At 58.6% G+C, this 24,590-nt stretch carries 28 protein-coding genes and 1 tRNA gene; 12 read left to right on the top strand and 17 right to left on the bottom strand.

Features of this window, described 5'->3' with window-relative positions:
- The first annotated feature begins 32 nt into the window (after positions 1–32).
- Positions 33–1,235, top strand: a complete 1,203-nt coding sequence (locus tag ACR0M9_RS03230; RefSeq protein WP_480772829.1) for an RSP_2647 family RNA methyltransferase — start codon at positions 33–35, stop codon at positions 1,233–1,235.
- Positions 1,232–1,774 carry an RSP_2648 family PIN domain-containing protein gene (locus ACR0M9_RS03225; RefSeq protein ID WP_480480498.1) on the top strand — a complete coding sequence of 181 codons (543 nt, stop codon included), beginning with the start codon at positions 1,232–1,234 and terminating at the stop codon, positions 1,772–1,774. Before ACR0M9_RS03230 ends, ACR0M9_RS03225 begins: the two co-directional genes overlap by 4 nt.
- A 71-nt stretch (positions 1,775–1,845) precedes the next feature.
- On the opposite strand, the gene ACR0M9_RS03220 is transcribed toward ACR0M9_RS03225, so the two are convergent.
- The 7 genes from ACR0M9_RS03220 to ACR0M9_RS03190 form a co-directional block, all read right to left on the bottom strand.
- Complete coding sequence (locus tag ACR0M9_RS03220) at positions 1,846–2,532, bottom strand: M48 family metallopeptidase (protein WP_480480500.1); 687 nt, start codon at positions 2,530–2,532, stop codon at positions 1,846–1,848.
- Positions 2,533–2,632: 100 nt separating this feature from the next.
- Positions 2,633–3,229 (bottom strand): NAD(P)H-dependent oxidoreductase, encoded by a 597-nt coding sequence (locus tag ACR0M9_RS03215; protein ID WP_480772828.1) that lies wholly within the window; start codon positions 3,227–3,229, stop codon positions 2,633–2,635.
- Positions 3,230–3,329: 100 nt separating this feature from the next.
- Positions 3,330–4,514, bottom strand: coding sequence for a vWA domain-containing protein (locus ACR0M9_RS03210; protein ID WP_480772827.1), 1,185 nt, complete (start codon positions 4,512–4,514; stop codon positions 3,330–3,332).
- Between the two features lie 4 nt (positions 4,515–4,518).
- Positions 4,519–4,689 (bottom strand): hypothetical protein, encoded by a 171-nt coding sequence (locus ACR0M9_RS03205; protein ID WP_209503658.1) that lies wholly within the window; start codon positions 4,687–4,689, stop codon positions 4,519–4,521.
- 7 nt (positions 4,690–4,696) lie between these two features.
- The gene (locus ACR0M9_RS03200; RefSeq protein WP_480772826.1) at positions 4,697–6,064 is read right to left on the bottom strand and encodes a DUF2927 domain-containing protein; all 1,368 of its coding nucleotides are present in this window, start codon (positions 6,062–6,064) and stop codon (positions 4,697–4,699) included.
- Positions 6,061–6,510: an N-acetyltransferase family protein gene (locus ACR0M9_RS03195; RefSeq protein WP_480480508.1), complete on the bottom strand. Its 450-nt coding sequence runs from the start codon at positions 6,508–6,510 to the stop codon at positions 6,061–6,063. Before ACR0M9_RS03195 ends, ACR0M9_RS03200 begins: the two co-directional genes overlap by 4 nt.
- A gap of 109 nt (positions 6,511–6,619) precedes the next feature.
- Positions 6,620–7,465: an AAA family ATPase gene (locus ACR0M9_RS03190; protein ID WP_480504831.1), complete on the bottom strand. Its 846-nt coding sequence runs from the start codon at positions 7,463–7,465 to the stop codon at positions 6,620–6,622.
- A 381-nt stretch (positions 7,466–7,846) separates the two neighbouring features.
- Between ACR0M9_RS03190 and dksA the strand changes: the two genes are divergently transcribed.
- Both dksA and ACR0M9_RS03180 read left to right on the top strand, forming a co-directional pair.
- Complete coding sequence (gene dksA / locus ACR0M9_RS03185; RefSeq protein WP_209504868.1) at positions 7,847–8,269, top strand: RNA polymerase-binding protein DksA; 423 nt, start codon at positions 7,847–7,849, stop codon at positions 8,267–8,269.
- A 71-nt stretch (positions 8,270–8,340) separates the two neighbouring features.
- On the top strand, positions 8,341–9,489 hold the full coding sequence (locus tag ACR0M9_RS03180) for an FAD-dependent monooxygenase (RefSeq protein WP_480772825.1): 1,149 nt from the start codon (positions 8,341–8,343) through the stop codon (positions 9,487–9,489).
- A gap of 4 nt (positions 9,490–9,493) precedes the next feature.
- Here ACR0M9_RS03180 and xth read toward each other — a convergent pair whose 3' ends face one another.
- Complete coding sequence (gene xth, locus ACR0M9_RS03175) at positions 9,494–10,273, bottom strand: exodeoxyribonuclease III (RefSeq protein WP_480538056.1); 780 nt, start codon at positions 10,271–10,273, stop codon at positions 9,494–9,496.
- Positions 10,274–10,552: 279 nt separating this feature from the next.
- On the bottom strand, positions 10,553–10,876 hold the full coding sequence (locus tag ACR0M9_RS03170; protein ID WP_480772824.1) for a HesB/IscA family protein: 324 nt from the start codon (positions 10,874–10,876) through the stop codon (positions 10,553–10,555).
- A 76-nt stretch (positions 10,877–10,952) separates the two neighbouring features.
- On the opposite strand from ACR0M9_RS03170, the gene ACR0M9_RS03165 reads away from it, so the two are divergent.
- The 6 genes from ACR0M9_RS03165 (at position 10,953) to scpB (ending at position 17,671) form a co-directional block, all read left to right on the top strand.
- Positions 10,953–12,092, top strand: a complete 1,140-nt coding sequence (locus tag ACR0M9_RS03165) for a deoxyguanosinetriphosphate triphosphohydrolase (RefSeq protein WP_480772823.1) — start codon at positions 10,953–10,955, stop codon at positions 12,090–12,092.
- 252 nt (positions 12,093–12,344) lie between these two features.
- Positions 12,345–14,090 (top strand): arginine--tRNA ligase, encoded by a 1,746-nt coding sequence (argS, locus tag ACR0M9_RS03160; protein ID WP_480772822.1) that lies wholly within the window; start codon positions 12,345–12,347, stop codon positions 14,088–14,090.
- 88 nt (positions 14,091–14,178) lie between these two features.
- A complete protein-coding gene (locus ACR0M9_RS03155) occupies positions 14,179–15,243 on the top strand; it encodes an SPOR domain-containing protein (RefSeq protein ID WP_480772821.1) in 1,065 nt (354 codons plus the stop codon).
- Positions 15,240–16,247: a beta-N-acetylhexosaminidase gene (gene nagZ / locus ACR0M9_RS03150; RefSeq protein WP_480772820.1), complete on the top strand. Its 1,008-nt coding sequence runs from the start codon at positions 15,240–15,242 to the stop codon at positions 16,245–16,247. Before ACR0M9_RS03155 ends, nagZ begins: the two co-directional genes overlap by 4 nt.
- A complete protein-coding gene (locus tag ACR0M9_RS03145) occupies positions 16,237–17,031 on the top strand; it encodes a segregation and condensation protein A (RefSeq protein ID WP_480517368.1) in 795 nt (264 codons plus the stop codon). Before nagZ ends, ACR0M9_RS03145 begins: the two co-directional genes overlap by 11 nt.
- Positions 17,024–17,671, top strand: coding sequence for an SMC-Scp complex subunit ScpB (gene scpB / locus ACR0M9_RS03140; protein WP_267363960.1), 648 nt, complete (start codon positions 17,024–17,026; stop codon positions 17,669–17,671). The genes ACR0M9_RS03145 and scpB overlap by 8 nt, the downstream gene beginning before the upstream one ends.
- 93 nt (positions 17,672–17,764) lie before the next feature.
- On the opposite strand, the gene ACR0M9_RS03135 is transcribed toward scpB, so the two are convergent.
- The 8 genes from ACR0M9_RS03135 to ACR0M9_RS03100 all read right to left on the bottom strand — a co-directional run bounded on the left by ACR0M9_RS03135 (position 17,765) and on the right by ACR0M9_RS03100 (position 23,122).
- Positions 17,765–18,844: a 2'-deoxycytidine 5'-triphosphate deaminase gene (locus tag ACR0M9_RS03135; RefSeq protein WP_480772819.1), complete on the bottom strand. Its 1,080-nt coding sequence runs from the start codon at positions 18,842–18,844 to the stop codon at positions 17,765–17,767.
- A gap of 61 nt (positions 18,845–18,905) precedes the next feature.
- Positions 18,906–18,982, bottom strand: a tRNA-Pro gene (locus tag ACR0M9_RS03130).
- 61 nt (positions 18,983–19,043) lie between these two features.
- On the bottom strand, positions 19,044–19,649 hold the full coding sequence (locus tag ACR0M9_RS03125) for a MerR family transcriptional regulator (protein WP_480772818.1): 606 nt from the start codon (positions 19,647–19,649) through the stop codon (positions 19,044–19,046).
- 18 nt (positions 19,650–19,667) lie between these two features.
- Positions 19,668–19,970 carry an integration host factor subunit alpha gene (ihfA, locus tag ACR0M9_RS03120; protein ID WP_209503673.1) on the bottom strand — a complete coding sequence of 101 codons (303 nt, stop codon included), beginning with the start codon at positions 19,968–19,970 and terminating at the stop codon, positions 19,668–19,670.
- Between the two features lie 96 nt (positions 19,971–20,066).
- Positions 20,067–21,038 (bottom strand): beta-ketoacyl-ACP synthase III, encoded by a 972-nt coding sequence (locus ACR0M9_RS03115; protein ID WP_480772817.1) that lies wholly within the window; start codon positions 21,036–21,038, stop codon positions 20,067–20,069.
- A gap of 22 nt (positions 21,039–21,060) precedes the next feature.
- On the bottom strand, positions 21,061–22,149 hold the full coding sequence (plsX, locus tag ACR0M9_RS03110; protein ID WP_480480536.1) for a phosphate acyltransferase PlsX: 1,089 nt from the start codon (positions 22,147–22,149) through the stop codon (positions 21,061–21,063).
- A gap of 24 nt (positions 22,150–22,173) precedes the next feature.
- A complete protein-coding gene (gene rpmF / locus ACR0M9_RS03105; protein WP_008756996.1) occupies positions 22,174–22,380 on the bottom strand; it encodes a 50S ribosomal protein L32 in 207 nt (68 codons plus the stop codon).
- A 205-nt stretch (positions 22,381–22,585) separates the two neighbouring features.
- Complete coding sequence (locus tag ACR0M9_RS03100) at positions 22,586–23,122, bottom strand: YceD family protein (RefSeq protein WP_480480538.1); 537 nt, start codon at positions 23,120–23,122, stop codon at positions 22,586–22,588.
- A gap of 85 nt (positions 23,123–23,207) precedes the next feature.
- On the opposite strand from ACR0M9_RS03100, the gene ACR0M9_RS03095 reads away from it, so the two are divergent.
- Both ACR0M9_RS03095 and ACR0M9_RS03090 read left to right on the top strand, forming a co-directional pair.
- Complete coding sequence (locus ACR0M9_RS03095; RefSeq protein WP_480772816.1) at positions 23,208–23,681, top strand: outer membrane protein assembly factor BamE; 474 nt, start codon at positions 23,208–23,210, stop codon at positions 23,679–23,681.
- Positions 23,682–23,781: 100 nt separating this feature from the next.
- Positions 23,782–24,522: a GNAT family N-acetyltransferase gene (locus ACR0M9_RS03090; protein WP_480772815.1), complete on the top strand. Its 741-nt coding sequence runs from the start codon at positions 23,782–23,784 to the stop codon at positions 24,520–24,522.
- The last annotated feature ends 68 nt before the right edge of the window (positions 24,523–24,590 follow it).

Here is a 24,590-nt window from a genome sequence, read left to right as displayed (position 1 = left end):
TCCATCGGCACATTCGCGACTAAGAGGGCGCCATGACCCAATCTGCCGACCGCCCCCGTATCCGCCTGAAACCCAAAGCCAACGCGCGCGGGCTGCGCCATGGCTTCCCCTGGGTCTATGCAAATGACATTGTCACCGACCGCCGCACGCGCAAGATCCCCGCAGGCGCTCTGGCGATTCTCGAGGATGACAACCGCGCGGCGCTTGCGCTGGTGGCGGTCAACCCTGACTCAAAAATCATGTGCAGGGTGCTGGATCGTGATACCACCGCACAATTGGACAATACTTGGTTCGAAACCCGCCTTAGCCGCGCCCTTGCACTGCGTGAACGCTTGTTTGATGCGCCTTTCTACCGTCTGGTCCATGCCGAGGCCGATGGCTTTCCCGGTGTGATCATCGACAGGTTTGGCGATAGCTGTGTCATCCAGCCCAACGCGGCCTGGGCAGAGATGCATCTGGATACGCTCACCGACGCGCTGATCAAGGTCGCAGGCGTGACGACGGTGCTGAAAAACGCCTCGGGCCGTACGCGCGGGCTGGAAGGGCTGGACGATGAGAACCTGAATTTGCACGGCACCGCACCCGACGCACCCCTGCCTGTGCCGATGAATGGTGCCACGTATATGGCCGACCTGACCGGAGGTCAGAAAACCGGCCTGTTTTACGATCAACGCCCCAACCATGCCTTTGCCGCACGGCTGGTACATCCCGGAGCGCAGGTGCTTGACGTGTTCAGCCATGTTGGCGGCTTTGGCCTGGCGATGCTGGCCGCAGGAGCCGGACAAGCCCTGTCCGTCGATGGGTCTGCTGCCGCGCTGGAACTGGCCGCCAAAGGTGCCGAGGCTTCGGGCCTTGCCGACAGGTTCCAGACCCGACAGGGCGACGCGTTCGATGTGTTGACCCAATTGGGGGACGAGGGTGCGGCGTTTGACGTGGTCATCTGTGATCCACCTGCCTTTGCCCCCTCAAAACAAGCGCTGGACGCGGGGTTGCGCGCTTATGAGCGTATCGCACGGCTTGCCGCACCTCTGGTCAAACCCGGCGGCTATCTGGGGCTGTGCTCGTGTTCTCATGCCGCCGATCTGGGGCGGTTCCGCGATGCCTCCTCCCGCGGGATCGGCCGGGCGGGTCGACAGGCGCAACTCATCCACACCGGATTTGCCGGGCCGGATCACCCGCAACTGCCGCAACTGGCGGAAAGCGGCTACCTCAAAGCGGTGTTCTACCGCCTATGAAGGCTGTTCTCGACACTTGCGTCCTCTATCCCACGGTCATGCGCGAGATGCTGTTGGGTGCTGCGCGATTGGGGCATTTCACCCCGCTCTGGTCCGCCCGCATCCTCGAAGAATGGGCCCGCGCCGCCCGTAAGCTGGGCCCGACGGGTGAGGCGCAGGCGCGCGCCGAGATCGCGTTGGTGCAAGCGGCCTGGCCGGATGCTGAACGTCCAACGAATGAGGGTCTTCAAAACCGTCTGTGGCTGCCGGACGCCGCAGATATCCACGTGCTGGCTACAGCAATAGCTGCTTCCGCTGATCTGATTGTCACGGTTAATGCCAAGGATTTTCCCAGAAATATCCTGACTGATGAAGGGCTTGACCGGCAAGACCCCGACAGCCTGCTGTACGGCTTTTGGCAATCCAATCCAGAAGGCATGAGCACACTTGCCACTCAGGTCCTTGCCGAAGCCAATCGCCTCTCAGCCGAAAAATGGACCCTTCGCGCGCTCATGAAAAAAGCCCGGCTTCCGCGATTGGGCAAGGCACTCGCCACCTGAGCGAGATCCAGCTTCATCTGGCCAAAAATATCCCGGAGAGCGCGAGAGGCTGGCCTCTCGCAGCACAGGCTTCACTGCTGTGCCCAACGCTGTTCAAGCTTTTCCAGCGCCGCAACACGTTCATCTGTCTTGGGATGGCTCATCAGCCATGCCGGGACCACCCCGGCGCGTTGCTGTGTCAACTCTTCCAGCTTATGAAACAGTGATTTCTGCGGGCCGATTCCGATACCGGCTTTTGTCAGCAAGGCGGCCGCATATTCATCCGCTTCATACTCATCCCCCCGCGACAGGCGCGAGGCGATCAGTGCGGTCAACGCGTTGGCAATCATCGCTCCGACAAAAGGGATGAACCGGTTCAGGACCATGATCAGCGCCGTGCGCATCGCATTCTGCCCTGAAAAATCGATCATCCGCCGCCGCGCGTGACCTAGTGCCACATGGCCCAACTCATGCGCGATTACACTGGCCATTTCCTCAGCCGAAACCTCGCCGTTGCGGAATTTGCGATAAAATCCCCGCGTGATGAATATCCGCCCGTCCGGTGCGGCCAACCCGTTCACCGGGTCGATCTCGTAGATATAAACCGGGACCCGCTCGATCTCGAGCGCGGCAGCCAACCGGTCGGTCATGCGCTTGAGGGCCGGGTCAACAAGCTCGGTCGACTTTGCGTCCAGTTCCCGATGGGTGCGCCAGACGGAAATCCGGTACATCACAATTCCATAGGCAATGGCCAGCAGGATAGGGGTCAGGCGAAGCATGGGTTAGATATGGGTTTTCAACACCCCAAGAGCAAATGGAAAATAACAGCTTTTCTCTGTTCTGTTTCATTTCGAAGTGAGGCTGTCGATGTAACCGTGTTCATGGATCGCTTTCAGGTTGCGGAAGCGTAAGTCCAATTTCATAGCAACGTTCCAAAAGCGCCTGTCGACGCAGGGCTGACCCGGTCGCACCATGCAACAGCTCGAGTTTCCGGGGTGAAAACCCGAAATACCCAAACGTGCCATTCGTCCAGAGTGTCTCAAGCGCGTCGGTATATCCTTTGGCTTCCATTTCGTCAGAACGCGCACCGGCTGGCACCAACAATAACCCAGTTCGGGACCTCTGGAGGGACTTTTCCGGATCGTCCAACTGATCGTAGGCCCAGCCCCACATCCACACGCGGTCGACCCAGCCTTTCATCATCGAAGGCATTCCCCACCAGAACAACGGAAAGGCCAGGCAGATTGCATCGGCGCGCGCAATCCGTGTTTGTTCCGCAAGTATGTCTTGCGGTGCGCCCGTGCCTGCTTCGCCTTCGATATCCGCCATTGACCAGCGTGGATCGAACCCTTCTGCATGCAAATCCGCAACCTCGGTGGTATGGCCAGCCGCCTTTGCGCCTTCGCAGAGTTTCGCGACAGCGGCGGCCGTAAAGGAGTTCGGCTTTGGGTGATCCAGGATTGTCAGCAGATGCACAGTCAGCTCCTCAGGTTTTTAAACGGCAACCGGGATACTGTGAAAGCTCAACCCTGCTTGAGGTCAAGGTTAAATCAGCAGGAATACCTGAAGGTGTGTTTCACCGCGTCAGCTCGCGCATTCCCTTTTCAAGACCAGCCAGTGTCATGGGCACCATGCGATCTTCAAAGATGTCGCGGATCATGCTGATGGAATGGGTATATTCCCAGTATTTCTCGGGCACCGGGTTGATCCACAGGTTTGACGCCCACTGTTCGCGCGCGCGTTGCAGCCAGACCTGACCAGCTTCCTGATTCCAATGTTCATTGGCACCGCCGGGATAGGCGATCTCATAGGGGCTCATCGAGGCGTCGCCGACAAAGATGCACTTGTAGTCGGATCCATAGGTGCGCAGTACTTCGTGGGTCGGGGTCTGTTGGTTCCAGCGGCGGCGGTTGTCGCGCCAGACCCCTTCATACAGGCAATTGTGAAAGTAGTAATATTCCAGATGCTTGAACTCGGTTCTTGCAGCGGAAAACAACTCCTCAACCACTTTGATATGCGGGTCCATCGAGCCGCCGACGTCCAGAAACAACAGCACCTTCACCGCGTTGTGACGCTCGGGCCGGGTTTTGACATCCAGATAGCCATGCTCGGCCGTGGCACGGATGGTGCCGTCCAGATCCAGCTCTTCGGCTGCTCCCTCCCGCGCCCAGCGGCGCAGGCGTTTCAGGGCGACCTTGATGTTGCGGGTGCCCAGTTCAACCGTGTCATCAAGGTTCCTGAATTCCCGCTTGTCCCAGACCTTGACCGCACGCTGGTGGCGGCTTTCTTTCTGACCAATACGGACGCCTTCAGGGTTGTACCCATAGGCCCCGAACGGAGAGGTTCCGGCGGTGCCGATCCACTTGTTGCCGCCCTGGTGGCGGCCTTGTTGTTCCTTGAGTCGTTCGCGCAGTGTTTCCATCAGCTTGTCGAAACCGCCAAGCGCTTCGATCTCTGCCTTCTCCTCGTCCGACAGGTGTTTCTCGGCCATCTTGGCGAGCCAATCGGCGGGGATATCGACAGCTTCCAACACCTGATCGAAACTGATCTCGCCCAATCCCTCAAAACTGGCGGCAAAGGCGCGGTCGAATTTGTCGATATTGCGCTCGTCCTTCACCATCGACACCCGGGCAAGGTAATAGAATGCTTCGACATCATAGGTGACCAGACCCTCTTTCATGCCTTCCAGAAAAGTCAGATACTCCCGGAGCGATACCGGGATGCCCGCTTTGCGGAGGTTTTCGAAAAAGGGCAGGAACATCGCGTCACGCCACCATGCGAAGCAGAACCAGCGAGATCACCAGCCCCACAAGCGCAAAAGCGATCCCATATCCGGCGGCATACTGCGCCATGTCGGCGCCGTTTCCATTGCGTTTTTTTGCGGTCAAAGCGCCCAGGATTGCACCCAGTATCGCCATTCCCAGTACTAGCAACATATGCGTTTCATCCGTCTTTCGTGCTGTCAGCGGGGCGTCGGCCACTGTTTTGAACCAGAGATTGAGCCACCAAATCCGAACCGAACCCGTATCGCGCCCATCCAAGGCTGTCCAGCCTGACGGCACGTGCCTGCTGCAATTGACCGGCCTGTTTCAAGGCCTCGGACTTCAGCAGCAGCAAGGTTGCCAGAAGCGAAGCGTTTTCCGCGCGGGTCATCACGTCGATGGCCTGATCCAGTTCGGGCAGGACCTCGGGCCCGCGATCCTGCGCAAGCGCAAAGGCTGCGGTCTGGGTTAAGACATAAGCCTGATGAACCTCGGTTCCGGGCGTCGCGCGAAGAAATTGTTGCGCGATCTTGAACTGCCGCTGGGCTTCTGCCGGGTCACGAAACTGCTCCATCCGGCCCATCAGGTAGTGGGGATAGGCGCGGCGGTGATCCGTCCATCCCAGTTGCTGCCCGATGCGGGCTGCCTTTTGTGCGGCGCGCATCTGTCGGGGGGAACCCGGCCCCGGTCCCAGTGATTTCTGGATCGCGTTGATCCACTCTCGGGGGGTATTTGTGGGGGGTTGCGCAGCTAGTCGGTCGCCGCGTGGATTCAGACGGCTGAGAATTCCGGGGATGACGGCAGCGACCTGATCGCGGGTCATGGCGGTGTGCAGTTCGGGCGCATAAGCCGCGCGCAGGATCAGCATGTCGAACCCGGTCAAGACCGTATGAATATTGTCGTCGTTGAACACCGAATCCGGCAGATGATAGAGGTCGTTCAGAGGACCAAGGGACTGTGCCAGTTCTTCGTGCAGACAATCGCGCATTTCCTGCGGGCTGACATCGTAGGGGATGAAAATCCCCAATCTTTCGCGCTGGCGCAGCTCAACCCAACTGCTTTTGGGTTTGCGGCGGTCGCGCTGATACTCGGTCAGGCTGGACGCGTTTGGCACCACGAAACAGGCCGCGTTTGGCAGAATTTGCAGAATTTCCTTCTGGCTGACCGCTTCGATCGTGATATTGGCCTGCCCGTCGTTGATTTGTCGGATGTTGATACCCGCCTCGCGCTTCAGGCGGTTCAGCAGGCGGGTCAAATCCTGCTGCATACTTTGTGTCGGCGATCCGGTCAGGCGAACGGTGATCGGCGTTTCGAACCGCGTGAACACGGGCAGTGCGGCCCCGCTTTCCAGTTCGAAATGCAGGGACAGGAAATCCGACGCGATGTTCGTATTGGACCGTGCCGGTGGCGAAGGGAGGGGTGCCGCAAAAGACTTGGCCGGCGGCAACGCCACTTCGACATATGGGACATCGTTCCCGAGTTCGATTGTCTCGACAGACGTGCAGCCAGCGATAACCAGCGCCAGAAAAAGGGCGCCCAAACGCATCATGGGCGGGCGTACTTGATGAACGGTGTCAGGGTGCCGATGCGATCATAAAGGTGGCGTGCCGTGGTGTTGAACTCTTGCGTCAGCCAGTAAACGGATGGGGCGCCCTGGCGATCCGCCTCTTCATAAACCGCCTGAATCAAGGCGCGACCGACGCCCGTTCCTCGGGTTTCAGGTCGGGCGAACAGGTCTTGCAGATAACAGACCTTTTCCACTTTCCAGGCGTGGCGATGGAACAGGTAGTGCGTCAGTCCGACCAAAACACCATCCTGTTCCGCGACAAAACAGGAAAAATCCTGCGGGTCGTCGCCCACCAATCTGGAAAAGGTCGTTTCATACACGTTTTCAGGCAGGGTGGTTTCATAAAACGCCAGATAATCCCGCCACATTTCGGCCCACTGATCTTTGTCCTCGGCCCGCAGGGTCCGGATTGTCAGAGCGTTCGCCAAGTGATGACCCCAATACTGCTGCTTTGCAACGCGGTTGCGTCAGGTATCTCGATGCTGACACCCGAGATACCCAATGGCAAGCCGTGATCACAGATTGTTCACACGCAGGCTAGCGTTTGCCACGTGCCATGAATGCAAGACGTTCGAACAGATGCACATCCTGTTCATTTTTCAGCAAAGCGCCATGCAGCTTCGGCAGCGCGCTGGCCCCGTCACGCCTGAGGTCTTCCGCCGTCAGGTCTTCGGCCAGCAACAGCTTCAGCCAGTCCAGCACCTCTGAGGTCGAGGGTTTTTTCTTGAGCCCTTGCGTCTCGCGGATTTCATAGAATTGCGTCAGCGCGGCGGTCAGAAGTGCGTCCTTGATGCCGGGGTGATGCACATCGACGATCCGGCGCATCGTCGCCTCATCCGGAAAGCGGATATAGTGGAAGAAACAGCGGCGCAGGAAGGCGTCGGGCAGCTCTTTTTCGTTGTTCGAAGTTATGATGACGATAGGGCGGTGCTTGGCCCGGACCGTCTCGCCCGTTTCATAGACATGGAACTCCATCTTATCGAGTTCCTGCAACAGGTCATTGGGGAACTCGATATCCGCTTTGTCGATTTCGTCGATCAGCAGAACAACCTTTTCGTCGGCGTCAAAGGCCTGCCACAGCTTGCCCTTGCGGATATAGTTCGACACGTCATGGACGCGCTCTTCGCCCAATTGGCTGTCACGCAGGCGGCTGACGGCATCATATTCATAAAGACCCTGCTGCGCGCGGGTGGTGGATTTCACATTCCACTCGATCATTCTCAGCCCTAGCGCACCGGCCACCTGCCTAGCCAGCTCGGTCTTGCCGGTACCGGGTTCGCCCTTCACCAGCAGGGGGCGTTCCAGCGTGACAGCGGCGTTCACGGCAATGGTCAGATCGTCGGTGGCGACATATTCGGCTGTACCTTGGAAACGTGCGGTCATGGGCCTCTCGTGCGTATATTGTGTTGGACGGGCAGGTTGTGGTTTCCGGGTTACAGAGCGGCAAGGTTTTTTACAACCCGCGTCCCTGCGTCGCCCGGCGGGAATTGTGCTGCAACTCCAAGCCCTTTTGCTTGATTCCGAAATAGACCAATCCCGGGCGCCGTGCCTCTCGCCCCAAAAAAGCCTGTCAAATTTCATAGAAATACAAGGTTTTGTTGATGTTTGTCTCATAGTTAGACAAATCCGCGGGGGTGCACTGTTGCGCAACGTTTGTGTAGTGACATTCCACCGCCCGTCGGCTAAACGCTGCGCAGAAGGGAGAGCCAAATGTCAGCTGAAACAGCCTCGAACGACGTTACTGGCCATACCGAGGGAGCAAATATGAAGCAGGAAGTTTTTCTGCCGGAAGATTACCGTCCGGCCGAAGATGAGCCTTTCATGAATGATCGTCAGCTTGAGTATTTTCGCCGCAAGCTGCTGGATTGGAAGACAGAGTTACTGGCTGGTAGCCGCGACACCATCGAAGGGCTACAAGACAACACCCGTAACATTCCGGACGTCGCGGACCGCGCCAGCGAAGAAACAGACCGTGCGCTGGAGCTGCGGACCCGTGATCGTCAGCGAAAGCTGGTCGCCAAGATCGACTCGGCCCTGCGCCGGATTGATGATGGCGAATACGGGTATTGCGAAATGACGGGCGATCCGATCTCGCTGAAACGTCTGGACGCACGACCGATTGCAACCATGACACTTGAAGCGCAAGAGCGCCACGAGCGTCGCGAAAAGGTCCACCGCGACGATTAATCGCCGGGTATGTGTAAGAAATCCAAACGCCGGGGCCTGTGGCTCCGGCGTTTTTGCGTTATGTGGGTGTCATGAAGATAGACGGATTGAAATTCTGTGTAATCGGCGGTGGAATCGGCGGCCTGGCCTCGGCACTGGCGCTGCAACACCGTGGGGCGCATGTCACGCTTCTGGAGCAAGCCCCGGCCCTGACCGAAGTCGGTGCTGGTTTGCAGATCAGCGAGAACGGGATGCGCGTTCTTCATGCACTTGGCGTCACAGGTCTTTCTGTCGGGCAGAAATCCCATGGAACTGTCTTGCGCGATTACCGAAATGGGCGCGTGGTCAGTCGGCTGCCAGGCCCCGCAGCTGGTCCGACCTACTACTACCACCGTGCCGACCTTCTGAACCTTCTTCATGATGCGGCCTGTGACGCAGGCGTGGATCTCCGGTTGGGTGCCAAAGTTTCGCATGTGCAAAAGCACCCCAACGAGGCAGAGGTGGTCTTGGCGTCTGGCGAGCGAATTCGCGCAGAATGCGCCATTGCGGCCGATGGCGGCCGCAGCGTGCTCCGCCCGGCTCTGAACGGGGCAGAGGCGCCGGAGTTCACGCATCAGGTAGCGTGGCGCGCCACCATCCCCTGGCAGCCCGGTCGTGACCCGGTTTCGGCGTCCCTGACCATGGGGCCTGGGCGGCATGTGGTAACCTATCCGTTGCGTGACGAAAGCCTGATGAACATTGTCGCGGTCGAGGAGCGTTCGGACTGGCGGGAAGAAGGATGGCGTCAGACGGGCGATCCTGACGAGTTGCGTAAGCGATTTGCCGATTTCGGTGGCCCCGCGCGCGACATTCTGTCGAAAGTCACGGATGTGCATCTGTGGGCATTGTTTCTTCGGCCTGTCGCCCAAAACTGGCAGAATGGTCGGTTGGTTCTGCTAGGGGACGCGGCCCATCCAACATTGCCATTTATGGCACAGGGTGCATGTCTGGCGCTCGAGGACGCCTGGGTGCTGACGCGCGCGTTTGACGAACGATCGGGTATCACCAGCGCGTTGGCAACCTATGAAACGACCCGCAAACCAAGGGCGCAGCGCGTTGTCGCGGCGGCCGGATCAAATGCGCGGAACTTTCATCTGCGCGGCCCAGCCCGATTGGCTGCGCAATGTGTGCTGAGAGTCGTTGGTGCCCGGTTGTCCCAACGCTATGAATGGATCTACAGTCACGACGTCACGGTTGCCTAGGGCCTCAAAGATCCAGGTCAATCCAGACGGGAACGTGATCGGATGGCTTTTCGTGCCCCCGAACAGCCGCATCAATCTGGCAATCCTGCATGAGGTCGGCCGCTTGTGGCGTCAACAGGAAATGATCAATCCGAATTCCGTCATTCCGGTTCCACGCGCCAGCCTGATAATCCCAGAAGGAATAGTGGTCGGGACCCTGCGTTGTCGCGCGGAAGGCCTCGGTAAAGCCAAGGTTCAGGATTTTTCGAAAGGCGGCCCGGCTTTCCGGGCGGAACAACGCGTCTTCCCGCCAGGCATCGGGGCGTTTGGCATCCTCGGCCTGTGGGATGATGTTATAATCGCCCGCCATTAGCGCCAGTTCTTCTGATTCCATCAAACCCTTTGCGCGTTCATAAAGCCGTTCCATCCAGGCCAGCTTGTAATCGTATTTCGGTCCGGGTGCCGGATTCCCGTTGGGCAGATACAGCCCACAGAGGCGCAAGGCCTTTTTGCCCACGACGGTCGCCTCGATCCACCGCGCCTGTTCATCATTGTCATCACCGGGAAGGCCGCGTGATACATCCTCCAGCGGAAGCCTCGACAGGATCGCAACACCATTGAAGCTTTTTTGACCGTGTGTTTCCACGTTGTACCCGCGATCTTCAAACATCTCGCGGGGGAAGTTTTCGTCGACGGATTTGATTTCCTGAAGAAGAACAACGTCGGGTTGGGCATCGTCCAGCCAGCGGGGCAGTGCCTCGGTTCGCGCCTTGATGCCATTGATGTTGTACGTGGCGATTTTCATGCGCGATCCTCCGAAACCTTGTGGCAACCTATCGCTCAGAACGGGCCCAGCGGCAAGTCGGAGATCGGATTAGCGAGGCTCTGCCTCGCGCTCCGGGATATTTTTAGCCAGATGAAGAAACGGATCCTTAACCATTTTTCGATACTTGAAGGGGCGGTACAGGCGGGGACGCCGATGACCGCGCCAGGTGAAGCTCTCTGGTCGTTTTGGTCAGAGAGCGGATCCCTGCTTCATCTGGCTGAAAATATCCTGGGGGTGTGGGGGCAAAGCCCCCACCGGTTACATCGAAAACGACGTGCCGCAGCCACAGGAAGAGGTGGCGTTGGGGTTGTCGATCACAAACCGCGCACCAATAAGCTCCTGAGTGAAATCTATCACCGCGTTTTCAAGAAAGGGCAGAGAGATCGGGTCGACGATGACTTTCTGCCCTTTGCCTTCAAGAATGAGGTCGTCGGAGTTTGGCGTATCCAGAGCAATTTCATATTGAAAACCGGAACATCCACCGCCCTCCACTGCGACACGCAGGGCTTGCCCCTGTTCCGCGGCACCGATTTCGGCAAGGCGGTCAAAGGCGCGTTCGGTGACTGATGGGGGCAGATTCATGCCGGTCTCCAAAGGTTTATTTCCCAAGCGTCCTACAATATATGAAACCAAAAGACAGGCGACAAGGACAAGGCCTTTGGACAGAGCGGGTTTTGCTTCGGACCCAGACCGCGCAAGGGGGCGGCTGGTTCCAGAGGAAGAAAGCAGCTTCCGGTCAAGCTTTCAGCGCGATCGCGACCGGATCATTCATGCCAGTGCGTTTCGACGGCTCAAGCACAAGACGCAAGTCTTTGTCGAGCACGAAGGTGACAGCTATCGAACACGGCTGACCCATTCCATCGAAGTCGCTCAGGTCGCGCGAACCATTTCAGGGGCGTTGGGCCTGAATCCTGAACTCACCGAAGCTGTAGCCCTGGCGCACGACCTGGGTCATACCCCCTTTGGTCATACGGGTGAGGACGCCCTCCACGCGCTGATGGCGCCTTACGGGGGGTTTGATCACAACGCTCAGGCCATTCGGATCGTAACCAAGTTGGAGCGGCATTATGCCGGGTTTGACGGATGCAATCTGACCTGGGAGTGCCTGGAGGGTATCGCCAAGCATAACGGCCCGGTTGTTGGCGAATTGCCCTGGGCCCTGGCGGAATGCAACCAGGGCTTTGACCTTGAACTTCATACCCATGCAAGTGCCGAGGCGCAGGTGGCGGCCTTGTCTGATGACATTGCTTACAACAATCACGACCTTCTGGATGGGTTGCGTGCGGGGTTGTTTGAAGATGATGATCTGCGCCACCTTCCGATCGTGGGGGCGTGTTACGCAGATGTGGATGCGAAATACCCCGGTCTTGATCCGTATCGGCGGCGTCATGAAGCACTGCGGAGGGTTTTTGGGGTCATGGTGGCGGACGTCATCACAACGTCGCGCGACTTGATCGCGGCCTCGGGCGCGCAGTCGGTCGAAGAGATTCGCCATCTTGGGCATCCTGTCATCCAATTCTCGGTCGGGACTTGGGCGGATCTGAAACAAATCAGGGCGTTCCTGTTCACCCGGATGTATCGCGCGCCCAGCGTCATGAAGGTGCGGGCCGAGGTTGCAACGGTTGTCGAAGACCTGTTCCCGATCTACCTGAACGATCCGAAACAGATGCCCGCACGCTGGCACGAGGATATTGAAGCTGCGGCGGACGAGACTGCTCTGGCCCGGATCGTATCGGACTATATTGCAGGAATGACCGACCGTTTCGCTTTGCAGGATCACGCGCGGCTGACGGGCTGACTGGGCCGCAATGACACGGGTAATGGTCCATGTTTGCGACCTTTATTGCGGGTTGATTAGTACCTTGCGCGGGCGGGAAGCGATGATCAGAAGCCGTACGACGGACAGCGCGCAGGGTATTTGAAATTTCAGACAGAGGATATCTGGGCGCCATTGGCAGACATTGGGCGCAAACCATGTCCAAACAATAGGCGTCCATTGACCTTGCCGTGATGCGTGGTAAACCGCCGGGCAAGCAAAAGGACATCCGAAATGAACCTGTTTTCCGAGATCCGCGGCCTTGTACTGGACGCGCTGGCACAGATGCAGTCCGAAGGCGCGTTGCCCGAGGGGCTGAATTTTGACAACGTGGCGGTCGAACCGCCGCGTGATGCGGCGCATGGCGACATGGCGACCAACGCGGCGATGGTGCTGGCAAAACCGGCCAGGATGAAACCGCGTGACATTGCCGAGGCATTGGCAGGGAAGCTGGTGGCGGATGATCGGATCACCAGCGCCGATGTGGCGGGTCCGGGCTTTCTCAATTTGCGGCTGGCACCGTCGGTCTGGCAAGGCGTGCTGGCGGCCGTGCTGGAGAAGGGCACCGATTATGGCCGCTCGACTATGGGCCATGGGCAAAAGGTCAACGTTGAATATGTTTCGGCCAACCCAACCGGTCCGCTGCACGTGGGTCATACACGGGGCGCGGTTTTCGGGGATGCTCTGGCAAGCCTGTTGGCCTATTCCGGCCATGACGTGACCCGTGAGTATTACATCAACGACGGCGGTGCGCAGGTGGATGTGCTGGCGCGCTCGGCTTACGAACGCTATCGCGAGGCCAATGGTCTGAGCCCCGAGATTGCCGAAGGTCTTTATCCTGGCGACTACCTGATCCCGATCGGTGAGGCGTTGAAAGAGAAATACGGCGACAGCCTGATCGACAAGCCGGAAAGTGACTGGCTGGAAGAGGTGCGTGAGTTCTCGACTGACGCGATGATGGATCTGATCCGCGCTGACCTGAAAGCGCTGGGCGTCGAGATGGATGTGTTCTTCTCGGAAAAATCTCTCTATGGCACTGGTCGGATTGAGGCCGCATTGCAATCGCTGACTGACAAGGGCCTGATTTACGAAGGCGTGCTCGAGCCGCCGAAAGGCAAAAAGCCCGAGGATTGGGAGCCACGCGAACAGACGCTGTTCAAATCGACCGAACATGGCGACGACGTCGACCGCCCTGTCAAGAAATCGGATGGTAGCTGGACTTATTTTGCCCCGGATATTGCTTATCACTATGACAAGGTGACCCGTGGTTTTGACGCACTGATCGACGTGTTTGGCGCCGACCATGGCGGCTATGTCAAACGGATGAAGGCGGCTGTTTCGGCACTGTCCGACGGTAAGGTGCCGCTTGATATCAAGCTGACACAGCTGGTGAAGCTGTGGAAGAATGGTGAGCCGTTCAAGATGTCCAAGCGGGCAGGGAACTTTGTCACTCTGCGCGATGTGGTCGATCAGGTGGGCCCGGACGTGACGCGGTTTGTTATGCTGACTCGCAAGAACGATGCGCCGTTGGATTTCGATTTTGACAAGGTGCTGGAACAAAGCCGCGAGAACCCCGTGTTCTACGTTCAGTATGCACATGCCCGTGTCATGAGCGTGCTGCGTCGTGCGGCCGAGGCTGGGATTGCCGCTGATGATGCGACCCTTGAGGGCGCTGACCTGAGCAAGAACGATCATGCCTCGGAACTGGTTGTTGCGAAGAAGCTGGCAGAATGGCCACGGCTGGTCGAGATTGCGGCCCGAACCAATGAACCGCACAGGGTCGCCTTTTATCTCTATGAACTCGCAGGCGACTTTCACGCGTTGTGGAACAAGGGCAATGACGAGACGCAACTGCGTTTCATCCAGGATGGCGATGTTGCCACAAGCCAGTCAAAAATCGCTTTGGCCCGGGCCGTTTCTGTTGTGATTTCAGCGGGCTTGGGTATTCTTGGCGTTACTCCGGCGCAGGAGATGCGGTAACGAATATCGCCCGAACCGCCGGTACGAGGTAGGCAAGAAATGACCCGCGGGCCTTATTTCCAGGCGCGAAACGGGCAGTGAGGCGGACATGGCGAGTTACGATTACTCGGGGCATCAACGCCCCGGGCAGATTCATTACCCGAATCAAGCGCATTCTGATGATGTGTATGATTTTCCCGAAGACATGCAGGAAGATGACGCGCCGCGTGGCTCGTTTGGTCTGGGCAGGGCGGTCAATTTTCTGGGGGCTGTTGCATCCTTGGCGCTGGTCGCCGGTGTCGGGGTCTGGGGCTATCAACTGATCATGCGCGATGTCAGCGGCGTGCCGGTTGTTCGTGCCGCCGAAGGGCCGATGCGTGTACAGCCGGAAAATCCGGGTGGAACTCCGGCCGATCATCAGGGCTTTGCCGTGAATGCCGTCGCCGCCGAAGGCAGTGCTGCGGCGCCGGCCGACCGGTTGATCCTTGCGCCGCGCCCGGTGTCCTTGACGGACGAAGATCTGCCCGCCGGAGAACTGAAGCCGACCCCTGCGCTGCATGTGGTCGAAGAACCGATCACCACGCAGGAGGCCGCGCGCTTGCGCCAGAACGCAGTAGATGCGCTGGTTGCGGAATTGGCGGGTGCGGCGGCAGAAACGCAGCAAGAGTTCGAAGATGGTGTGCAACTGGCATCGCTGACCACCCCTGATGAAGAACCCGCCATTGACCCGGCAGATTTTGCTGCGGCCTTGCCGGACCCGAGCTTCGCCGAGTTGCCGGGCGTGCGCCGATCATTGCGCCCTGTGACGCGTCCGGCACGGTCCACCCGCAGTCAGGTCGCGCCCAGTGAGACTTCCGAAGACGCCATCAATGCAGCGGTGAAAGCCGCGGTCGGGGTGGATGTTGATCCGGATACACTGGCCAAGGGAACCCGGCTGGCGCAGCTTGGAGCTTATGACAGCACGCAAGTGGCACAGGCCGAGTGGGACCGTTTGAATGGTCAATTTGGTGATTATTTGTCGGGAAAACAGCGGGTTATCCAGAAAACTTCAAGCGGTGGACGGACCTTCTACCGCCTTCGTGTTCTGGGGTTCGAAGACCTGAGCGACTCGCGCCAGTTCTGCGCTGCTCTGGTCGCGCAAGGCGCTGATTGTATCCCGGTGGCCGTGAGGTGAAGTTCGGAGCAGCGATCACAGATGCTGAAGGACTGCGCCTGACGCAGGAGGAAAGAGACCTGTTTCGCCAGATGAACCCGTTTGGGTTTATCCTGTTCTCCCGCAATATTGAAAGCGCCGATCAGGTGCGGGCCTTGTGTGATGATTTCCGCGAGGCCGTTGGGCGCAACTGCCCCATTACCATCGATCAGGAAGGTGGGCGCGTGCAGCGTTTGCGCGCACCCTTGGCCCGCGAATGGCTGCCGCCGCTGGATCATGTGATCAGGGCGGGTGATCAAGCGGAACGCGCCATGTACCTCAGGTACCGCCTGATTGCGGATGAGCTGTTTGGTCTGGGTATCGACAGCAACTGTGCCCCCATGGTCGATGTGGCGCGGCCCGAGACCCACGCGTTTTTGAAAAACCGCTGTTATGCCTTTGATCCTGAGCAGATTTCCAGGATCGGCAGGGCCGTGGCACAGGGTCATCTGGATGGGGGTGTTCTTCCGGTTCTCAAGCACATTCCCGGCCATGGCCGTGCCACTCTGGACAGTCACCATGACCTTCCGCACGTTGATTTGCCGCTGGAAGAGTTGGAATACAGCGATTTCGCGCCGTTCCGCGCCTTGAATGACCTGCCGATGGGGATGACAGCACATCTGGTCTTCGATCAGATCGATCCCCGGCCGGCCACCATTTCCGCGGCCATGATGGGTCTGATCCGAGACAATATCGGCTTTGGCGGGCTGATCATGACCGACGATATCTCGATGAAAGCGCTCAGCGGGGCGTTGACGGACCTCTCCCGCCAATCTTTGCAGGCGGGCTGCGATGTAGTCCTGCATTGCAATGGCAGTTTTTCTGAACGTGCCACTGTAATGGAAACTGCCGGAGAAATGTCGGATGTGGCACAAGCCCGCGCAGAACGGGCGCTGGCGATGCGCAAACGCCCGCGGGAACTTGACATCCAAGCCGCCGAAGCGGAACTATCTGCCCTAATGGGCGGGCAGGTAAATGAACGATAATCTTTTTAGCGAAGACCCTGTCTCGGTCGCGGATCGTCTTGCGGCCGAAGCGCTGATTGTTGATGTCGACGGGTTCGAAGGCCCGTTGGACGTTCTGCTAACTCTATCACGCACGCAAAAAGTGGATCTGCGCAAGATCTCGGTTCTTGCGCTGGCGCAGCAATATCTGGCCTTTGTTGAAAAGGCGCGTGCGCTGCGCATTGAACTGGCCGCCGATTATCTGGTCATGGCGGCGTGGCTCGCCTTTCTCAAGTCCCGTCTGTTGCTACCGCCAGATCCGGATGACGATGGGCCATCGGGTGAAGAACTGGCCGCACATCTGGCGTTTCAACTTGAACGCCTGCAGGCAATGCGCGACGTCGCTGCGCGGCTGATGGCCCGCGACCAACTGGGTCGTGATTTTTTCAAGCGCGGGCAGGGCGAGGACGTAACCCGCATCCGCACCGTAACATATTCCGCCACGCTGCTGGATCTGATGCAGGGATATGCCCGTATTCGCACCCGTGACGAGTTCCGCCCCTTTGTGATGGACCGCGACTCGGTGTTCACGATGGAGCAGGCACTGGAGCGGATGCGCCCGCTGATCGGTTTTGCGGGGACGTGGACCGATATGGAAACCTATCTGCCCGATGGTTGGGATACTGACCCGGTGCGCCGCAGGTCGGCGACGGCTGCGACCTTTGCGGCCTCGCTGGAACTGGTGAAAGAAGGACATATGGAGATCAAGCAGAGCGAGACATTCGCACCGATCCATTTGCGCAAGAGGACCCAGACACGTGACTGACGCCCCAGAAGAAACCGGCACCCTGTTCGAGGCGCCACCATTGGCGGAACAGGAGCGTATGGTCGAGGCCGTTTTGTTTGCCAGCGCCGATCCGGTGACGATTGCCGACCTTGAGGCGCGGATGCCGCATGGAAGCGACGCCGCACAAGCCGTTGAGTTGCTTCAGAGACGTTACGAAGGGCGCGGCGTGCGTGTGGTGCGCGTTGGAGAGGCATGGGCGATCCGTACGGCCCCTGATCTGGGCTTTCTGATGCAAAAGGAAACGGTTGAAACTCGTAAACTCAGCCGGGCCGCGATCGAGACATTGGCCATCGTTGCCTATCACCAACCCTGCACCCGCGCCGAGATTGAGGAAATTCGCGGCGTGTCAGTCTCTCGCGGGACGATTGATCAATTGCTAGAGATGGAGTGGATCAGGCTGGGCCGTCGTCGCATGACACCGGGTCGTCCGGTGACATTTGTGGTGACGTCCGAATTTCTGGATCATTTTGGTCTGGAGAACGCCCGCGACCTGCCGGGGCTCAAAGAATTGAGGGCTGCGGGTTTGTTGGAAAACCGGCCTCCACCGGGGGCTATCCCTCTGGGCGAGGGGCGCGAGGACGAAGTGGACGAGGACCAGTCGGAACTGTTTGAGGAATAATTACCCGGACAGGTCACTACGGGTCAGGCGCCAAACCTGCGACAGGCAACGCGGGTTATCCGGCACGTGCACCGTTGCAAGAAATTCTGAGGACTAGCCGGCCGCTTTGAAGTGCTTGGACAGCTTCAGGCCTTGGCCCTGATAGTTCGATGCAATCCCGGCACCATATAGCTGCGTGGGCATTTCAGCCATTTTCTCATAGACAAGGCGCCCGACCACCTGTCCGTGCTCCAGCACGAAAGGCGCTTCGTGGCATCGCACCTCAAGCACGCCTCGCGACCCGGCCCCCCCGGCGGCTGCATGGCCAAAGCCGGGATCGAAGAATCCGGCATAATGCACCCGGAATTCACCAACCATGGCCAGATAAGGTGCCATTTCGGCGGCATACATCGGCGGGATGTGGACCGCCTCGCGGCTGACAAGGATATAGAATGCGCCGGGGTCAAGTATGATGCGGCCGTCCTTGGTGCGCACTTCCTCCCAATAGTCCTGGGGGTCGTATTCGCCAATTCGGTCCAGATCGATTACCCCGGTATGGGGCTTGGCGCGATAGCCGACCAGATCGGTATCGGGCAGTTGCAGATCGACCGAAAAGCCAAGACCGTCCTGAATTACAGCAGGGCCATCTACTAACGGCGATTCGGCGTGCAGGGCGGTCAGTTCCGCGTCAGACAAGACGGCCTGACCTTGACGGAAACGGATCTGGTTCAGACGCATACCGGGTCGGACCAGAACCGAAAACGAACGTGGACAGATCTCGGCATACAGCGGGCCTTTGTAGCCTGCGGGCACGCGATCGAACTCGGTGCCACCATCGGTGATGGTACGGGTCAGAAGGTCAAGCCGCCCGGTCGAGCTTTTGGCATTGGCGACGGCGGTTATATCGCGGGGCAGGGCAAGTGATTCCATCAGAGGCACCAGATAGACGCAGCCCTTTTCCAGAACAGCGCCGTCCGAGATGTCGATGCGGTGCATTTCAAACTCGGCCAAGCGATCCGTAACAGTCCGTCCTTCGCCCGCGAGAAACGAGGCACGTACTCGGTAAGCAACTGTTCCTAAACGCAAATCAAGGCTGGCCGGTTGAATTTGCGCTGGCAGAACATCGGGGTTGGCGGCAATCTCTCCGCGCGCGATCATCGCTTCGATTTGCTGGTTCGCGCAAACACCTGTCATCTCGATCCCCTCGTGTGCCAGAGCGGGATCTGGCCTTTGTGCCATAAACGTCGGTGTGATTTGGTCGGGCTAGCAGGACTCGAACCTGCGACCTTCCGTCCCCCAGACGGACGCGCTACCAGGCTGCGCCATAGCCCGACGTTGGGCCGTTCATAAAGATTTTCCCGGCAGGGGCAAGAGGAAAACACTGCCTTTTTTCCTAACCCGTCGCCTGTGTTTCGACCCGATCCAGCCAGCGGCGCAGGTCTTTTGCAATTGGTGCAATCCGGCGCAGAAGTTCGTCGTCAAAGTCGGCGCACTTCCACGCCAGCGAAGCAATTCCGCCCATCAGGGGCGCTGTGTTCAGGTCAGACTCTGGTTCTTGTTCTGACACAGCCGCGGGAAGTGCTTCGGCCTGCACACCTTCATTCACCGGCTGCTTGGCCGGTTCGTCCAGATCCATAGGGATTTGTTCGGTGGCTGCAGCTGGTTTGGGTTCGAACGGCACCACAGTACCTTGAACGGGTTCAATCAGGGCAGGGCCCGGTTCGTCCAGAGGCGGAGACAGTGCTGCGACATGTGCAACGCCTTGCTCGCGCAGGATGCGCTGCACACCTTTGATTGTGATCCCGTCCTCGTGAAGCAGTTTCTTGATGCCGCCCAGAAGACGCATGTCATTGGGGCGGTAATACCGACGCCCGCCCGCGCGTTTGACCGGTTTGACCTGAGTGAAGCGGCTTTCCCAGAAACGCAAAACATGGGCCTGAACACCAAGCCAATCCGCTACTTCACTGATCGTGCGAAACGCGTCGCGGGATTTGCTCATATCCGCGTGACCCTGGGGTTACTTGCGATTCCCGACGGCGACGCGATCTTTCATAAGATGCGACGGGCGAAAGGTTAGTACACGGCGGGGCTGTATCGGAACCTCTTCGCCGGTTTTGGGGTTGCGGCCGACTCGCGCGGTCTTGTCGCGAACACTGAACGTACCGAAGGACGAGATTTTCACCTGCTCACCACGCACCAGAGCGTCGGACATGTGGTTCAGAACGCTTTCGACCAGCTGCGCACTTTCGTTGCGCGAAAGCCCAACTTCGCGAAAGACGGCCTCGCTCAGATCCATTCGAGTCAGTGTATTGTCGCCCATGTCATTTCCCCTGTTGCTGTCAAAGCATACGGGTACGGCAAATTCGCTGTCAATATCAATGAATTGCAAGAAGCTGTGTAAGCTGGATTGCGCCGGTTACCAGCGCAGAACCACCGCGCCCCAGGCCAGACCGCCGCCAATCGCTTCGGTCACGATCAGGTCGCCGGGTTTGATCTGCCCGCGTTGTTTACCAACCGACAATGCCAATGGGATGGATGCAGCCGAGGTGTTGCCGTGATCCTGAACGGTCACAACTACGTTTTCCATTGGCAGGCCCATCTTTTTGGCCGTGCCCTGAATGATGCGAATATTTGCCTGATGAGGAACAATCCAGTCTACGTCAGCGTTGCTCAGCCCCGCGCGGCCCAGGGCTGTCTCAGCGGTTTTGGTAAGCTTTTCAACGGCATGTCGGAAGACCTGATTGCCCTGCATACGCAGATGCCCGGTGGATTGGGTCGAAACCCCCCCATCGACATAAAGAAGGTCCTTGTAGCGCCCGTCCGAGTTCAGATCGGTTGCGAGTATGCCGCGATCCGCAGCGGTGCCTTCGCCGTCCTGCGCTTCGAGTACCAATGCGCCAGCACCATCCCCGAACAGAACGCAGGTCGAGCGGTCGGTCCAGTCCATAATCCGGGAAAAGGTTTCGGCACCAATGACCAGCACGCGTTTGGCCTGACCTGACAGAATCAAAGCATTTGCGTTGCTGAGGGCGAAAACGAATCCTGCGCAGACAGCCTGTACGTCGAAGGCAAACCCTTTGGTCATGCCCAGCCGGGCCTGAACCATGGTCGCGGCAGAAGGAAAGGTCAGGTCCGCGGTCGAGGTCGCCAGGACGATCGCGTCGATATCATCCGCTGTCAGGCCCGCATCGGCCAGCGCAGCTTCGGCAGCCTTGGTGGCCAGGTCCGACGTCGTTTCGTCATCGGCGGCAAAGTGACGGCGTTCGATCCCCGACCGGGTTCTGATCCACTCATCCGTCGTGTCCAGCGTTTTCTCGAACTCGGAATTTGGAACAATACGTGCCGGCAAATAATGCCCGACACCTACTACAACTGAACGGCCTGCCATTTTTGAGGTACTGCCTTTTTTGTTATTTATCGGTCTGCGGCGCAGCTTGCGCGGCATCTTGTGCAAGCTGGGCCGTGGATGCAACCCGCGCAGCTAATTTTTCGGCAAAGCCGGACTGTGCCAGGGTAAAGGCCAGTTTGATCGCCGCCGACACTCCGGTCGCATCTGCCCCGCCATGGGATTTAATAACTGTCCCGTTCAGACCCAGAAACACGCCACCGTTTACGCGCCGCGGATCAATGCGCTTTTTCAGGCGCTGTAGCGACGTGATGGCCAGGACCGAAGCCAATCGGGACAACGGAGAGTATTTGAACGCCTCGCGCAGAAGATCTCCGATCAGGCTGGCGGTGCCTTCACCCGTTTTGATCGCGACATTGCCGGTAAACCCATCGGTAACAATGACATCTGCCTTGTCACCGGGAATGTCGCTGCCTTCGACAAAGCCAACAAATTCGAAATTCGCCTGTTCCGCGAAATCCGAGATCAAGGCGTGTGCTTCTTTCAGTTCCGCGCGGCCTTTATGCTCTTCTGTGCCAACGTTCAGCAGCCCGATCCGGGGTCGGTTCAGGGCCATGCCGTTGCGCGCATAAGACGCGCCCATCAGGGCGAATTGCAGCAAGTCCTTGGCGTCGGCGCGCACATCGGCGCCCACGTCCAGCATCACATTGAACCCCTGCGGGTTGCGCGAAGGCCACAGGATCGCGATTGCGGGGCGGTTGACACCCGGTAATTTGCGCAGCCGCATCATCGACAGGGCCATCAGGGCGCCAGTGTTGCCGCAGGATACCGCGCCATGGGCTTCGCCCTGACGAACCGCTTCCAGCGCGGACCACATCGAGGTCTGCTTGCCGTTGCGCACAACCTGGCTGGGCTTGTCCTCCATCGTGACAACGTCGGGACAATCACGAAAAACGACGCGCCCTTCAAGGACACGTCGTTTGGCAACCAGCTTGCGCAATACCTGTTCGGGCCCGTGCAGCAGGAACCCGATATTCGGGTTCTTGCCAGCCGATTTTGCCAGACCTGCAACGACGACAGCGGGGCCTGCGTCCCCTCCCATTGCGTCAACCGAGATGGTGATCCGTCCGGCGTGCGTGGGCTGATCGTTCATGCCTTGGCCTGTGCTCGATCAGGCTTAGGCTGCGTCTTCGTCCAGATCGATTTCGTCGGCCTGTGCGACGACTTCGCGATCGTCATAGTGGCCGCAAGATGCACAAACGTGGTGCGGGCGTTTCAGCTCGCCGCAGTTCGGGCATTCGTTCGGGTTTGCAGCAACCAGAGCGTCGTGTGCGCGGCGGTTGTTGCGACGCGACTTGGAAACTTTGTTCTGTTGGACGGCCATGGTCTCAACCTTTGTCTGACTGGGGGCCGCAGATTCGCTGCCGACCCGGGTTTCGTAGTTCGTTTATCGTGGTTTGACGCGCGTTTAGGCGACGAGCCCCGCAATGTCCAACCCAAAATCCGATGAGCGCGCGAAAATACTGCGATTCTCGGCATGTTCAAGCGATTTTTCTGACCGCCTGCTATGACAGGAAATCCGGCACCTGTCACTCGTCTTTTTTTAGCACATCGCGCAATCCTGCCAATCCTGCAAAGGGTTTGGCATCGTCATCCGTCATCGCCTGTTTGCCCGGTTCTGTGTAGGCAGCCTGACCCAGTTCCGCGCCGTCTTTCCGTGGATATTGTGGCAGAGCCAGAGACAGGGTCTCGATCATGACAAGGGCCGGATCGATTTCAGGTCCCAAAGGTTCAGATTCGTCATCTTCCGGGATCTCGAACTCTGGATCATCAGGGTCCGCCCAATCCGCAAGAAATGTCCGGTGCACTGGAATGTCGATCCTTGTCGTCACCGGTTCCAGCGTCACCACGCAAGGTTGGGTGACAGTTGCGCCGAGTTTGCCGTTCAATACCCAGTCCCGTTTGCCTTGTGCCCGCAGTTCGCCGGAAAAGCTGAGCTTTCGCAGCCCCAGCAGCCCAAGGTCTTGCCTGATTTGCTCAAGCACGGTGGTTGCAGGGCGCAGATCAAACCGTGTCGGGGCGTTCTGCGGCAGGTCAGACACCCGAAATGATGTCGTGTTGCTCATTCGTGAGCCTTTCTATGTGTTGAACCGTGGCAGCGGTTTATGTAATCGGATAGAAGCCGAAGAAGGCCAAGGCAAGAGGGTGCAGATGTTGAAGGTAGTGAACCAGTTGAAACCAGCTGCGAAATCGCTTGTGTTTGTTGCCTGTCTGGCTGCGACCGGGGCTTGTACGGCTGTCTTCAAGAATCACGGCTATGTGCCACCGGCCGAGGAACTGGCGGAAATCAAAGTTGGCGTAGACACGCGTGACAGCGTGCAAGAGGCCATCGGCGCGCCGGGCGCATCCGGGTTGGTTCGGGATTCGGGCTATTACTATGTCCGCTCTCGCGTGCGTCACTACGGTCCGAAACGGCCCGAGGTAGTATCGCGCGAACTGGTTGCCATCAGTTTTGATCAGCGCGGTGTCGTCAGAAACATCGAACGCTTTGGTCTTGAAGACGGGAATGTGATTGCTCTGGAGCGCCGCGTTACCGATTCCAACGTTCAGGACAAGGGCTTCCTGCGTCAGCTGCTGGGCAATATCGGCAACTTCAATCCGGCCAACATTCCGGGCGCCAACTAATTTGCGCCAAAACCTTGCGGTGGTCACAGGGCAGTCACATGTCTTGTGCTAACGGTGTCGTACCGACGCCTGAGGGTCGGCAACCGTGGAGGACGCGACCGTGGCAACGGCAGTTTTGTTAAGCAAGGGGCGCTATCGCGCCAGACTGGCGCAGTCGCCCGAGGATATCAGAACAGCTCAGGCATTGCGGACCTTGGCTTTTGGCACAGAGCAACCGGACTGCGACGAGTTTGATGCACGCTGTAGCCATATCCTGATCGAGGATATGCGCTCGGCAGACCGGCTGGTCTGCTGCTTTCGGATGCTGACCATGGATAGTGGCGGCGAGATCGGGCGAAGTTATTCGGCACAGTTCTACGACCTGACCTCGCTCGAAGGCTTCGAAGGCCGGATGGTTGAAATGGGACGATTTTGTATCCACCCCAATCACAGCGACCCCGACATCCTGCGTGTAGCCTGGGGGGCAATGACGGCCTACGTTGACCGGAACAACGTCGAGATGCTGTTTGGATGTTCCTCTTTTGCCGGAACCGAAACTGAGCAGTATCTGGATGCGTTTGCGATGCTCAAACACCGCCATCTGGGCCCGAAACGTTGGTTGCCGCGTGTGAAGGCTCCGGATGTGTTTCGATTTGCCGCGCGTCTGCGGCGCAGACCGGACGTGAAAAAGGCAATGCTGCGGATGCCACCCTTGTTGCGGACCTATCTGATGATGGGCGGTTGGGTCAGCGATCATGCAGTGGTGGATCGCCACATGAACACGCTGCACGTTTTCACAGGGGTGGAAATCGGTGCGATCCCCCCGGCACGCAAACGTCTGTTGCGGGCGGTGGCCGGGTAGATTGAGTATTTTTCAAAAGGTGAAGACGGGGCGTTGACGCAATGTGTCAGCCGGTTTAGCTGGCGCAC

The sequence above is a fragment of the Ruegeria sp. CH2 genome (assembly GCF_056537065.1).
The sequence above is the reverse complement of the archived record's forward strand: the minus strand, read 5'-3'. Positions and strand labels throughout refer to the sequence as shown.